The organism is uncultured Thiothrix sp., from assembly GCF_937876535.1.
In the GTDB taxonomy this organism is placed as follows: domain Bacteria; phylum Pseudomonadota; class Gammaproteobacteria; order Thiotrichales; family Thiotrichaceae; genus Thiolinea.
On sequence record NZ_CALFHZ010000016.1, the window covers coordinates 37,447 to 50,365 of the forward strand.

At 44.9% G+C, this 12,919-nt stretch carries 12 protein-coding genes; 7 read left to right on the forward strand and 5 right to left on the reverse strand.

Going from position 1 to position 12,919, the window contains the following annotated elements:
• Positions 1-15: 15 nt before the first annotated feature.
• On the reverse strand, positions 16-393 hold the full coding sequence (locus Q0230_RS08755) for an Hsp20/alpha crystallin family protein (RefSeq protein ID WP_298609542.1): 378 nt from the start codon (positions 391-393) through the stop codon (positions 16-18).
• A 29-nt stretch (positions 394-422) separates the two neighbouring features.
• A complete protein-coding gene (locus Q0230_RS08760) occupies positions 423-863 on the reverse strand; it encodes an Hsp20/alpha crystallin family protein (protein ID WP_298609543.1) in 441 nt (146 codons plus the stop codon).
• A 206-nt stretch (positions 864-1,069) separates the two neighbouring features.
• Between Q0230_RS08760 and Q0230_RS08765 the strand changes: the two genes are divergently transcribed.
• The 6 genes from Q0230_RS08765 (at position 1,070) to Q0230_RS08790 (ending at position 10,044) form a co-directional block, all read left to right on the forward strand.
• Positions 1,070-2,014: a DnaJ C-terminal domain-containing protein gene (locus tag Q0230_RS08765; RefSeq protein WP_298609544.1), complete on the forward strand. Its 945-nt coding sequence runs from the start codon at positions 1,070-1,072 to the stop codon at positions 2,012-2,014.
• Positions 2,015-2,116: 102 nt separating this feature from the next.
• A complete protein-coding gene (locus Q0230_RS08770) occupies positions 2,117-2,530 on the forward strand; it encodes an SRPBCC domain-containing protein (RefSeq protein WP_298609545.1) in 414 nt (137 codons plus the stop codon).
• 248 nt (positions 2,531-2,778) lie between these two features.
• Positions 2,779-4,875 (forward strand): elongation factor G, encoded by a 2,097-nt coding sequence (gene fusA, locus Q0230_RS08775; RefSeq protein ID WP_298609546.1) that lies wholly within the window; start codon positions 2,779-2,781, stop codon positions 4,873-4,875.
• Between the two features lie 301 nt (positions 4,876-5,176).
• Positions 5,177-8,044 (forward strand): ribonucleoside-diphosphate reductase subunit alpha, encoded by a 2,868-nt coding sequence (locus Q0230_RS08780; protein ID WP_298609548.1) that lies wholly within the window; start codon positions 5,177-5,179, stop codon positions 8,042-8,044.
• A 23-nt stretch (positions 8,045-8,067) separates the two neighbouring features.
• Positions 8,068-9,438 carry a ribonucleotide-diphosphate reductase subunit beta gene (locus Q0230_RS08785; RefSeq protein WP_298609550.1) on the forward strand — a complete coding sequence of 457 codons (1,371 nt, stop codon included), beginning with the start codon at positions 8,068-8,070 and terminating at the stop codon, positions 9,436-9,438.
• A 63-nt stretch (positions 9,439-9,501) separates the two neighbouring features.
• Positions 9,502-10,044 (forward strand): cysteine hydrolase family protein, encoded by a 543-nt coding sequence (locus Q0230_RS08790; protein WP_298609551.1) that lies wholly within the window; start codon positions 9,502-9,504, stop codon positions 10,042-10,044.
• Between the two features lie 96 nt (positions 10,045-10,140).
• Here Q0230_RS08790 and Q0230_RS08795 read toward each other — a convergent pair whose 3' ends face one another.
• The 3 genes from Q0230_RS08795 to Q0230_RS08805 all read right to left on the reverse strand — a co-directional run bounded on the left by Q0230_RS08795 (position 10,141) and on the right by Q0230_RS08805 (position 11,966).
• A complete protein-coding gene (locus Q0230_RS08795) occupies positions 10,141-10,518 on the reverse strand; it encodes a lysozyme inhibitor LprI family protein (RefSeq protein ID WP_298609552.1) in 378 nt (125 codons plus the stop codon).
• A 65-nt stretch (positions 10,519-10,583) separates the two neighbouring features.
• Positions 10,584-11,441, reverse strand: coding sequence for a LysR family transcriptional regulator (locus Q0230_RS08800; protein ID WP_298609553.1), 858 nt, complete (start codon positions 11,439-11,441; stop codon positions 10,584-10,586).
• Positions 11,442-11,966, reverse strand: a complete 525-nt coding sequence (locus Q0230_RS08805) for an HPP family protein (protein WP_298609554.1) — start codon at positions 11,964-11,966, stop codon at positions 11,442-11,444.
• A 501-nt stretch (positions 11,967-12,467) separates the two neighbouring features.
• Between Q0230_RS08805 and Q0230_RS08810 the strand changes: the two genes are divergently transcribed.
• The gene (locus Q0230_RS08810) at positions 12,468-12,908 is read left to right on the forward strand and encodes a hypothetical protein (RefSeq protein ID WP_298609555.1); all 441 of its coding nucleotides are present in this window, start codon (positions 12,468-12,470) and stop codon (positions 12,906-12,908) included.
• Positions 12,909-12,919: the final 11 nt, after the last annotated feature.

Below are 12,919 nucleotides of genomic sequence, written 5' to 3' on the forward strand. Positions count from 1 at the left end.
AGCTCCGTGTTTAAACTATCCTACTTGCACCTCAATCTTCCTAGGCTGTGCGTGTTCAGCTTTAGGAATGTGCAGAGTTAAAACCCCATCGCGTTGACTGGCTTCAATCTTGGTCGAGTCCAATTCACGGCTGAGGGTAAAAGCACGTTTGTATTTAGCCGTGCTGACTTCAGCATGGGTCGACTCCATCTGCTCTGGGATTGATAGGCGAATTTCACCTTCTAAAGTTAAAACATTATTTTCAACATGCACCTGTACATTTTCTTTAGGTACACCGGGCAATTCTGCTGTTAAAGTAAAACCACTGTCTTCTTCAACAATCGTCACTAAAGGCCGTAAAGTTGCAAGTTCATTAGTTTTATCCGTAGCGGTTTGCTTAGTTAATTCTGTCATGATCGTTTACTCCTTAATCTCTTTAAGCCTTATTGGATTTCGATGCGTTTAGCTTGAGTTTCTTCGCGACGTTGAATACTGATGTGCAAGACACCTTCTTTATAAGTCGCGCTCACTTTACTAACATCCACATCATCAGGCAGAGTAATCACTCGCTTAAACTTACCGGAGAAGCGCTCTTGAGCATAGACGGTCAATTTGCTGTCTTCTTTCGGTAACTGTAAAACCCGCTCGCCTTGTAGGGTAAGTAGATTCTTATCAATCTGAATATCTAAGCTTTTCGCATCCACCCCTGGAACAAAGGCATACACTTCCACCGAGCTAGGTGTTGAGCCTAAATTAATTGCAGGGAAACTACCCCGCGCAACGGGGCGAATATTTGATAGAATATTTCGTCCTACCCAATGGCGTTGTAAGTTCTCTAACTCGTTAAAAAGATCATCTGAAAAGTTAAATAAGGTGCTGTACATGTTATATCTCCGCTTTATTAGCTTGGGCGGTATCGCCTATGCCCCAATGAATAGGGGCGACCTTTACAGAGTTCAAGGGCACAAAAACAAAAAACTTGACAAGCAGCAAAAAGTTTTGGTCGGTACTTTTTAGACTCTTGTAAAACACTTTTTTGCCCATATTTAGCCGTCCAGAGAACCTGAGATTTGCAGGCAAGGAGATTTCTGTGGAATACAAAGATTACTATAAAACTTTAGGTGTAGAGCGCTCGGCAACAGCCGACGAAATCCGTGCCGCTTATCGTAAATTGGCACGCAAATATCATCCCGATGTGAGTAAAGAAAAAGATGCTGAAGAACGCTTTAAAGAAGTGGGTGAAGCTTACGAAGTGCTAAAAGACACTGAAAAGCGCGAAGCCTATGATCAACTAGGCTCGAATTGGAAACAAGGCCAAGATTTTCGTCCGCCTCCAGGTTGGAATCCGGGTGGTGGGGCTGGTTTTGAGTTTCGCTCCGGCTCGGGAGGACAAGCTGATTTCAGCGATTTTTTTTCGTCAATCTTTGGCAATATGGGTGGAGGCTTTGGCAGCGGTGGCTTTAACCAACAAGGCTTTGGACAAAACTCGGGTGCACGCCAAAGCACTCGTGGCCAAGACCAGCAGACCAAAATCCAAATTGACTTGGAAGACTCCTTACAAGGCGCTAAGCGGAATATTTCCCTACGCAGCACCAGCGGTGATCGCACCTTAACCGTGAATATTCCGAAAGGGATTAAGTCGGGTCAAAAAATTCGCTTGAATGGGCAAGGCCAAACGGGTTTAGGGGGTGCAGGCGATTTACTGCTAGAAGTCGAGTTTAATCCGCATCGTTTATATAAACTGGAGGGCAGTGACTTGACTATGACCTTGCCAGTAGCCCCTTGGGAAGCAGCCTTAGGGGCAACCGTGAAAGTCCCCTTGCCCGATGGTAGCCATGCAGATGTGAAAATTCCTGCAAATTCACGTTCTGGACGAAAAATGCGTTTGAAGGAAAAGGGCTTACCAAGTAAACCAGCCGGTGACTTGTATTTGATTTTGGAAATTGCCCTGCCTGCTGCCGATACGCCACGGGCGAAAGAACTCTATGAGCAGATGGCTAAGGAGTTAGCTTTTAATCCACGTGCTCATTGGTAAGTCGGATTATACTAAACTAAGTAGCTTAACCAGATTGTAAAACTGATGGTTTAAGCTTAACCGACAAGTAGTTTAAACCTTGATAAATGCGGGAGTCAGGCAATGAAAATTACGGTTGAAACAATAATTGCAGCCCCCATTGATGTGGTTTGGAAAGCATGGACTACACCAGCTGACATTGTGCAATGGAATGCGGCCTCTGCTGATTGGCATACCACACAAGCCTCGGTTGATTTACAAGAAGGCGGCCACTTTTCCTCACGCATGGAAGCGAAAGATGGCAGCCTGGGTTTCGATTTTGCAGGCACTTATATCAAAATCGTCCCCTATGAATTAATCGAGGCTAGCTTCGGTGAGCGTATTTTAAGAGTGGAATTTGAGCAAACCGCTCAAGGCATTCGGGTACGTGAAACCTTTGATGCTGAACCCACTCATAGTATTGAGCAACAACAAGCGGGCTGGCAGGCTATTTTAGATAATTTTGCTAAATATGTAGCTGCCAAACAAGCTGCTTGAGAATATCCATCCTACCCCCTTAAACCGGCGTGACGGATGGTGTATAGTATTGCACCGCTTAAAATGCATAAAAGGTATTCCAAATCAAGGGGCAGTCGCTTAAAATTGCCAACCTTTGTGAGCCTGCATGAAGCATAGGCGTTGCAGATAAGATCGGCAGAACACTCCTGTTGGCAAATCGAGCTTAAGTTGAAAAGCTTTAGGAACGAGGCCAGCAGGTTATTGTATTTAAATGAGACACTAAACAAATGACGGACTTAAGCAAATACCGGAACATAGGTATCTTCGCTCACGTTGACGCGGGCAAAACGACTACCACAGAACGTATTCTGAAATTAACCGGTAAAATTCATAAAATCGGTGAAGTGCACGAAGGTGAGTCCACGATGGACTTCATGGTGCAGGAAGCAGAACGCGGTATTACGATTCAGTCTGCAGCAACCACTTGCTTCTGGAAAGACCATCGCTTCAATGTTATCGACACCCCCGGGCACGTTGACTTCACGATTGAAGTGTATCGTTCTTTAAAAGTTCTGGATGGTGGTGTCGGTGTATTCTGCGGTTCTGGCGGTGTTGAACCACAATCTGAAACAAACTGGCGTTATGCGAACGACTCTAAAGTTGCACGTTTAATCTATGTCAATAAGTTAGACCGTATTGGTGCTGACTTCTATCGCGTAGTTCAACAAGTGCAAGACGTGTTAGGTGCTAAGCCTTTAGTCATGGTTCTACCGATCGGTTTTGAAGATACCTTTGTGGGCGTGATTGACTTATTAACTCGCAAAGCTTGGATTTGGGACGACTCTGGGGATCCACTCAAATACACCATCGAAGATGTTCCAGCCGATATGGTTGAGAAAGTTGAAGAATGGCGTGAAAAACTCATCGAAACTGCAGTTGAGCAAGACGATGACGCTATGGAAATGTACTTAGGTGGCGAAGAACCCCCTATAGAAACCATCAAAGCTTGTATCCGTAAAGGTACAATCGCGATGGACTTCTTCCCAACTTTCCCTGGTTCTTCCTTCAAGAACAAAGGCGTACAGTTGGTATTAGATGGTGTGGTTGATTATCTGCCTAACCCAATGGAAGTTAATCCACAACCTGAGACTGACATCGAAGGGAATCCGACTGGTGAAGTAGCGATTGTTGACCCTAAACGCCCATTCCGTAGCTTGGTCTTCAAGATCATGGATGACCGTTTCGGTGCCTTAAACTTCGTGCGTATCTACTCTGGTACTATCAAGAAAGGTGATACCGTTCTGAATACCTTTACGGGTAAAACAGAGCGTGTAGGCCGCATGGTAGAGATGCATGCAAATGACCGTACTGAGATTGATACTGCTCAAGCAGGTGATATTGTTGCATTGATCGGTTTGAAAAATGTCCAGACGGGTCATACCTTGGCAGATCCGGATAATCCTGCGACGTTGGAACCAATGGTGTTCCCAGATCCAGTTATCTCGATTGCGATTGCACCGAAAAACAAAGCAGCGGCTGAGAAGTTGGGTGTAGCTCTGAACAAAATGGTTCAGGAAGACCCTTCATTCCGCGTTGAGACTGACCAAGAAACCAATGAAACTATCCTGAAAGGGATGGGTGAATTGCACTTAGATATTAAAGTCGACATTTTACGTCGCACGCATGGTATCGAAGTGGATGTGGGTAAACCTCAGGTTGCTTATCGTGAATCGATCACTAAAGTGATTGAAGATAGCTACACGCATAAGAAGCAATCGGGTGGTTCTGGTCAATACGGTAAGATTGACTACACCATGGAACCAAACGAGCCAGGTGTTGGCTTTACTTTCCAATCGGTCGTAGTGGGCGGTAACGTACCTCGCGAATTCTGGCCGGCGATTGAAAAAGGCTTCCGTGACAGCATGGGTAAAGGCGTATTAGCGGGTTACCCTGTTGAAGACGTCAAAGTAACTTTACGTGACGGTGGTTTCCACGCAGTTGACTCTTCTGCGATTGCCTTCGAAATTGCGGCTAAAGGTGGCTATCGTCAAACGATGGCAAAAGCTGGCCCGCAAATTCTTGAGCCAATCATGAAAGTTGATGTGTTCGTTCCGGATGCACACGTGGGTGACACCATCGGTGACTTGAATCGTCGGCGTGCGATGATTAAATCACAAGATACTGCGCCTATCGGTGCTCGGATTAAAGCAGAAGCGCCTCTGTCAGAAATGTTTGGTTACATCGGTGACTTACGGACGATGACTTCTGGGCGTGGTCAGTTCTCGATGGAGTTCTCACACTACGCTCCATGTCCGAAGAACGTGGCTGATCAGGTTATTAAAGAAGCGGCTGAGCGCAAAAAAGCCGCAGACGAAGCTCGTTAATAACCCTGTAGTTTAAGAAAAAGCCTCATCCTTTGGGTGAGGTTTTTTTTCGCCTAGAATAAAGCTAATAACACCTATCTTGCTAAGCACTTATCCACAAACAAGCCTTGGCTTAGCACAGGTGCTAGCTGATTTCCACAAGCTTATCCACAGCTTATTAACAATATATAGTAGATACTTATAGGATCATAATACAGCATCTAGTAGATAGACCTAGGCTAGACTGCTATAATTAGTACATTCCCTATACTATATTTTATTAAACATATTGCCCCCGCTAGAGTTCGGGGTAGAGGTTTTTATGCACTCAGTAAATGTAAAAGTACAAAAATCCGGTAGCGTTGAAGACATAAAAGTACCGCAATTCTCTACCCCTAAGTGCAAAGTCATTCGCCGCAATGGTGAAGTCACTGACTTTAATGCCTCAAAAATTCATATCGCTTTAACTAAAGCTTTTCTGGAAGTCGAAGGTAGCTCAGCTTCCGGCTCGGCACGGATTCATGACACAGTAAAAAATCTTACTGAACAAGTGATTGAAGGCTTATTCCGCCGTATGCCTGACGGTGGCATGATTCATATTGAAGATATTCAAGATCAAGTTGAATTGGCCTTAATGCGTGCGGGTGAACATAAAGTCGCCCGTAGTTATGTGTTATACCGTGAAGAGCGTGCCAAGTTACGCGCCAAAAAAGATAAAAAAGGTAAATCCAAAGCCGATTTAGCGATCAAAGTAAAAACCGAAACGGGTGAGCTGCATCCACTGGATGAAGAGCGCTTGCATAAAATTATTGCTGAGGCGGTGGAAGGTTTGGAAGGCGTCGATGCCACGCAAGTGACTCAAGGTGCATTACGCAATTTATATGATGGGATTTCTGAGAAAGAAGTTGCAACTGCGCTGATTATTAGTACGCGCGTTTTAATTGATCATCATCCGAATTATTCGCAAGTCGCTGCGCGCATGTTATTGGACAGCCTGCGCCGCGAATCCTTGAGCTTTTTGGAAGGGCAAACTACCGAAGCGACCCAGCAGGAAATGCAGGCTTTGTATCCAGAAGCCTTACAAAAAGCGATTAAGCGCGGTATCGAAGTCAATCTGCTCGCTGACGAACTCAGCCGTTTTGATTTAAAACTATTAGGTGCTGCCCTCAAGCCTGAACGCGATTTGCAATTCAGTTATTTAGGCTTGCAAACCCTTTACGACCGCTATTTCTTGCACCACCAAGGTACGCGCTTTGAATTGCCGCAAGTATTCTTTATGCGCGTGGCAATGGGCTTAGCCATTAATGAAGTGGATCGTGAAACCCGCGCAATTGAATTCTATAACTTGTTATCTAGTTTCGATTTTATGAGCAGTACACCAACTTTATTCAACTCTGGCACACTGCGCCCACAATTATCCTCCTGCTACCTCACCACTGTACCGGATGATCTGGATGGCATTTATGGCGCGATTAAAGACAATGCACTCTTGTCGAAATTTGCCGGTGGCTTAGGTAATGACTGGAGTCGCGTGCGCGGTATGGGTTCGCATATCAAAGGCACGAATGGTAAATCGCAGGGCGTTGTGCCGTTTTTGAAGGTGGCAAATGATACAGCGGTGGCGGTGAATCAGGGTGGTAAACGCAAGGGAGCCGTCTGTGCCTATCTTGAAACTTGGCACATCGACATCGAAGATTTCTTAGAGCTGCGCAAAAATACAGGTGATGAGCGGCGTAGAACTCACGACATGAACACCGCCAACTGGATTCCAGACCTATTCATGAAGCGGGTGGCGGAAGATAAAGAATGGACGTTATTTTCGCCCGATGATGCGCCTGATTTGCATGATCTGACCGGCAAAGCGTTTGAGAAGCGCTATGAGGAATATGAGGCCAAAGCAGCGCGTGGTGATATTAAATTGTTCCGCAAACTGCCTGCCAATCAATTGTGGCGCAAAATGTTGGGTATGTTATTTGAAACGGGTCACCCTTGGATTACTTTCAAAGACCCATGCAATATTCGCTATACCAATCAGCATGTGGGCGTGGTGCATAGCTCGAATCTGTGTACTGAAATCACGCTGCACACCACCGATAGCGAGATTGCCGTCTGTAATCTAGGTTCGATCAATATGGTTGCGCATACCACAAAAGATGGCTTAGACATGGAAAAGCTTGAGCGCACTGTGAATACCGCGATGCGGATGCTCGATAATGTCATCGACTACAACTACTACAGCGTTCCACAAGCGCGTAAGTCGAATTTGCGCCATCGTCCGGTTGGTATGGGCATTATGGGCTTCCAAGACGCTCTGTATAAGATGAATCTGGCTTATGCTTCAGAAGAGGCTTTGGAATTTGCGGATCGCAGCATGGAAGCGGTGTCTTACTTTGCGATTCGCGCTTCCAGTAATTTAGCGGCAGAGCGTGGCAAGTATCCAAGCTATGAAGGTTCATTATGGAGCAAAGGCATACTGCCAATTGATTCACTAGAGTTACTCGAACAAGAACGTGGTGAATACTGCTTTGTGGATAAAACCCAAACCTTAGATTGGGATAGTTTACGCCAGCAAGTGAAACGCCAAGGCATGCGCAACTCGAACACGATGGCGATTGCCCCGACTGCGACGATTTCCAATATCTGCGGCGTGTCGCAATCCATTGAGCCGACGTATCAAAACCTGTTCGTGAAATCGAATCTGTCCGGCGAATTCACTGTGATCAATCCTTATTTAGTCGAGGATTTGAAAGCCTTGGATATGTGGGACGAGGTGATGATCAACGACCTGAAGTACTTCGATGGTTCGGTGCAAAAATTGGATCGCGTCCCTGAAGATTTACGCCGTAAATATGCCACAGCCTTTGAAATGGATGCACGTTGGTTAGTGGAAGCGGCGAGCCGTCGCCAAAAATGGATTGATCAAGGCCAATCCCTGAATTTGTATATGGCTGAGCCGAATGGTCAGAAGCTGGATAATCTCTACAAATTGGCTTGGGTACGTGGCTTAAAAACGACTTATTACTTGCGTTCGATTGGCGCGACTGGCGTTGAAAAGCTGAATGATGCTTCGACTTCAGCGGCTGAAGAGAAAAAGCCTAGCGTGAAGATGGCAACGAATTTATTAGAAGTGGGTTCAGCTGCTCCGAAAGCCTGTTCGTTGCTTGATCCTGATTGTGAAGCTTGTCAGTAAATAAGACTAAAGGAGAAAAAATCATGATGCTTAACTGGGATGACCCTTTAGCTCTTCCAAACACAGGTGTACAATCGCGCCCCGACCTGAATAGAAATAAAAGTGTCACATTGAACCCAACGGACGAGTTCGTTGATCAGGGTGAGGCTGTCGAACAAGTAGAAAAAAACAATACCAAGCCTAGCTTGGAGTATCCCGCTAGCGATACACATTTTGTTGAAACTTTGACTTTTGAGGACAGTGCAAATGACTCAGACTCCGGCTCGCAACGACGTGCAACGTATCCAACGCAAGAAGCAACAAGTCTTGCGCAGACGCCGCCAGCAACGTTAAGGGCGAGCTTATCGGCTCGTCGGCGTGAAACAGGTGAATCCAAGCCTTTCACGCCGATGAAGCCGATTAACTCGGAAGACAAACGAGTTATCAACGGACTGGGGGACATTAACCAACTCGCGCCGTTCAAATATCCTTGGGCGTGGGAATTCTTTATTAATGCCAACAAAAATCACTGGACGCCACTCGATATTAATATGGCGCAGGATGTCCACGATTATCACCATAAACTCAAACCGGAAGAACGCCACGTTTACGAAAACGTACTCGCCTATTTAACGACCTCTGACATTCTAGCCATGCGCAATATTGGCCTCGCCGTCATGGAAAAAATGACTGCGCCCGAATTGCAGATTTATCAAGCCCGTCAAGTTTACGAAGAAGCTTTGCATACTTGGACTTATCAGCATTGCATTGAAACCATTGGCTTGGATCAAAGCGAAATCTACAACCGCTATCGCGTTGTACCTGAGATCAATCAAAAGATTCAGATTGCTAACCGCCGCTTAAATGCAGTAATGCGCTCGGATATTGATTTGCGCCAACCCGATGATTTACAAGAATTCGTGCTGTCTTATGCCTTCTTCTCCGGTATTTTTGAAGGCTGCTGGTTCTACAATGGCTTCTCGCCCGTATTTGCTTTGCAACGTCGCGGTTTGATGAAAGGTACTGCTGAACAATTGCAATACATCATGCGCGATGAAGTCATGCATTGCTCGTTTGGTATTCGTGTAGTGCGCCAAATCATGCAGGAAGAAAACGTCCAGCTAGACCCACGCGATATTCGCGATATGTGGGACGAAGCCGAAGCCGCTGAAGTTGCGTATTCTAAATTCCTGTTACCCACGCCGATCTTGGGCTATAGCCAACAAGACCACCATGAGCAATTCCGTTTCATCGCCAATCGTCGCGCCCGTAGCTTAGGCATGGAAGAGCCCTTCCCTGGTGCTAAAAATGCCCTGCCTTGGCTGGATGAGCAATCGAATATGCGTAAAGAGAAGAATTTCTTTGAAACTCGGGTGACGGAATATCAAACGGGTGGAGCTTTGAAGTGGGAGTAAAGGTATCTAGTAAACCGTGCTGAATTTATATTTCTTCTTACTACCAAGAGGTAAAGGTTTTCCATGAAAAAAGCAGTATTAGTTATAGACGTTCAGCAGGCTTTATTCGATGCGGTAAAACCACCTTATGAAGCCCAAGCAGTGATTAGCAATATCAATCAAGTCACTGCATGGGCAAGAGTAAATAACATTCCTATCATTTATATTCAGCATGAGCGCCCAGATACGCCGCTGGCTTATCAAAGTGTAGGTTGGAATTTAGCGAATGGCCTAGAGCATCAATCCACTGATTTTTATATTAGAAAAAGCTCACCCGATTCATTCTTGCGTACTGATTTAAAAGTTTTATTAGAGCAATATGGTATCGAGCATTTAATTATTTGTGGTTATGCGACTGAATTTTGTATAGATACCACTGTGCGAAAAGCAGCCTCCTTAGGTTATAGCATTGAGTTAGTGGCGGATGCACATACCACACACGACAAATCGCACGCTAGTGCTCAATTAATTCGCGAGCATCACAATGCTATTTTGCCGCAAATGTTAAGTTTTGATGTGAGCATTAAAGCTTTACCAGCGAGTGAGTTAGTCGCAAGTAGCCTCTAAAACTATAAATTGACTATCGAGTTTATAGGTATTTACTTCATGTAAATACTTTTATATCGAAGCTGGTGTGAGCCTAGCGACGCTAAGCGCCTTAAGCTATTGATTAACTAAGCTCTCTTTCAATTGTTTGACACGTTCCTCAGTTAGAGCTGTTAAACAGGCAGTATAATAAGCACCATAAACCGTCCCGCCTTGATTAAGGTAGACCTCATATTCACAATGAGCATCACGATATTTTAACCAAGCCTGCTGCGCTGTTTTTAGTGCCTTTTTATGATTGGCTTCCTCTAACTTAGCCATCAATTGTTGATAGACCTGATTTAAGGTTTTATCAACTGTTTGGTAATTTTTATATAAGCAATTTTTGAGTTCTACGGTACTTAGGCTAGGTGCTGTACAATCCTCTGCATAACTGACACTACTTAAGCAACTCAAGTTAAGAACCACTATTGAAATTAATACTAATTTTCTCATGACTTTCTACCCCATACCCTGATTCTTATAGAATAGTCAGTTTATCAAACTTATGTTTTGTCTATTTAGAGCTTTGCAAACTCAAGTTGCTGAACTAATTCACGCAGTAAACTCAAAGCGTGCTCGCATTCGGGCTGCGCTTGGGTGGGATAAACCACATAAGCGGGTAAACGCAAACTTGGACTATTCGCAATAATGGCGAGTTTTCCTTCTGCTACTAATGGATCAGCCATGCGTTTGGGCAAGAAGCAAGAGCCGCCATTTTGCATCACTAATTGCACCGCTAGCCAGCCAATATTCGCGACTAAGGCAGGACGTTCTAGTTCAGGAAAACGATTACTGTGCTCCGCATAAAAGCCTGGTCCCCAGTCTACGTAGACATAATTCTCATCGGGCCACGCTTGATTAGCTGAATTACCTACCAGAACCAAGGTTTCGTCAAACAAATGCTCAATGCTTAAACCATAACCATGCTGCGGCGTATACATCAGCGCCATATCCATCGTTCCCGCCATTAAGCGTCGCATTAGATCTTCTTCAAAACCAATTTCGCTCCGAATCGATACTTCGGGCATTTGCGCACGCATCTCACCCACCCATTGCGTAAGCAAACCGGCATCCCACAGGGCAATACGCGCACCAACGGTTAAACTAGCTTGATAGCGCTGCGGCAAACCGACATCGTGACGGGCTTGCTCTAAGGTAAGTTGTAAGGTTTTGGCGTGGCGCAGAAAACGCTTACCGGCGGGCGTTAGGCTTGCACCGGAACGATTGCGGGTGAAAAGTGAGGTACGCAGATAAGTTTCAAGGTTTTGAATGCGCGCGCTGACGGTGGATTGGGTGATATGTAAGCGCGTTGCAGCCTCCATGAAGCTGCCATGTGCTGCAACGGCGAGAAACGTACGAACTTGCTCAAGATCCATTCACGACGCTTTGTTGAGAGGATAACGTCGCCATTTAAACGGATAATTGAACACAATCGCAATCGCTAAAATGGTCAACACATTAAGTAGCACGGGTGTGAGTAGATATTGATAACCCAGTTGATGAACCGCATCACCGCCAATAATCGCACTTAAGGCTGTGGCACCACCGGGTGGATGCAGGCAATTTAAGTAATACATACCGCCAATCGCCAAGGACACTGCAATCGCTGAGCCCAGAAATACATCAGAGGTGAGCAGGCCGCAAGTGACACCAATGAAGGCCGACCACATATGCCCACCGAAGACCGGCCAAGGTTGGGATAAAGCGCCATGCGGTATGGCGAATAATAGCACTGCCGAAGCGCCCATTGAGGCCACTAGCATCACGCCGTGATTGAGGCCAATGCTGAGGTTACTCACCCACAATAAGCCTAATAAGCTCACAAGGCCGCCCGTTGAAGCAAGCAATTTCTCTACATGGTGTTGGTGTTCTGTTTTTAACCAAGGAAATTGCCGCTGCATCGTTTTGCGAATTATCTAAAGTTGGAATGCTCAGCATTCTAGAAAGCAGCCTCACGCTTGAATAATGATTTCTCTAAGGGTCTGCCATCGGTATTTTCGATATAAACCTATTATAAAGGCATAGTTTGAGTCTTCATGCGGGTTTAGCTAAGACCAATTTAACCAGCAACCCAGGAGGCTTATCTCTTTAAAGTTGTACCCTAGCCAAAGGGGATAGTTTATTTATAAACTCTAACTCAAGCGCTCAACCAGAACGCCTAATACCATTAACCGCCTAAAGCGCACTTTCTATAAACCCTGCTCTTCTCTACCGATCTTCTAGATACTTTTGCTACTATTTAACTAAAAGCATAAGATTTTAATTAGCCTAATCTATGTTTAATAGAACCCCAGTAGTCATTATAAAAACAATAAACTAGCCTAGAGTAAACGCTAATTATGAAACCTATTCTTATCCTATCTACGGTAGCAGTGAGCCTTATAGGTTTAGGTTTTTTTGCCTTGAATTATAGCCAAGCTTCTGAATATGAAGATTTAGCCATGCCCCTGTTGAAATCAGTATCTATTAGCTGGGATGAGGCTGCTCTCCGGCAGTACCTGCCTGAGGAGATTTATATAAAAAACCGAACTAACTACTCACTAATGCTCTCGAAATCTAGGCACTTAGGATACATTAATAAATGTAAGCAAAGTTTATTTGAGAAAGGCACAACCACAGACCAAAGAAAAACCACTTTAAAAGAAGACTGTCAATTCCAGAAAGGCCAAGCCGATGTACTTGTCTATTTCGAAGAAATTAACGGCAAAAATCAAATTATCGACTTGAGTATTCAAGCCAATAAACAAGGCCAAGCATCAACAAGCTCCTCATCCTCTAAGCGTAAATCATGGCTTAGTACATTTAAGTTTAAATCCAAACGCAAAAAGCGCTCACGACATTAAACCAAACCTGA

Excerpts from the sequence above, each read along its gene's own strand:
- Q0230_RS08755 (WP_298609542.1), bottom strand. The coding sequence starts at position 393 with ATGACAGAATTAACTAAGCAAACCGCTACGGATAAAACTAATGAACTT.
- Q0230_RS08760 (WP_298609543.1), bottom strand. The coding sequence starts at position 863 with ATGTACAGCACCTTATTTAACTTTTCAGATGATCTTTTTAACGAGTTA.
- Q0230_RS08770 (WP_298609545.1), top strand. The coding sequence starts at position 2,117 with ATGAAAATTACGGTTGAAACAATAATTGCAGCCCCCATTGATGTGGTT.
- fusA (WP_298609546.1), top strand. The coding sequence starts at position 2,779 with ATGACGGACTTAAGCAAATACCGGAACATAGGTATCTTCGCTCACGTT.
- Q0230_RS08780 (WP_298609548.1), top strand. The coding sequence starts at position 5,177 with ATGCACTCAGTAAATGTAAAAGTACAAAAATCCGGTAGCGTTGAAGAC.
- Q0230_RS08785 (WP_298609550.1), top strand. The coding sequence starts at position 8,068 with ATGATGCTTAACTGGGATGACCCTTTAGCTCTTCCAAACACAGGTGTA.
- Q0230_RS08790 (WP_298609551.1), top strand. The coding sequence starts at position 9,502 with ATGAAAAAAGCAGTATTAGTTATAGACGTTCAGCAGGCTTTATTCGAT.
- Q0230_RS08795 (WP_298609552.1), bottom strand. The coding sequence starts at position 10,518 with ATGAGAAAATTAGTATTAATTTCAATAGTGGTTCTTAACTTGAGTTGC.
- Q0230_RS08800 (WP_298609553.1), bottom strand. The coding sequence starts at position 11,441 with ATGGATCTTGAGCAAGTTCGTACGTTTCTCGCCGTTGCAGCACATGGC.
- Q0230_RS08805 (WP_298609554.1), bottom strand. The coding sequence starts at position 11,966 with ATGCAGCGGCAATTTCCTTGGTTAAAAACAGAACACCAACACCATGTA.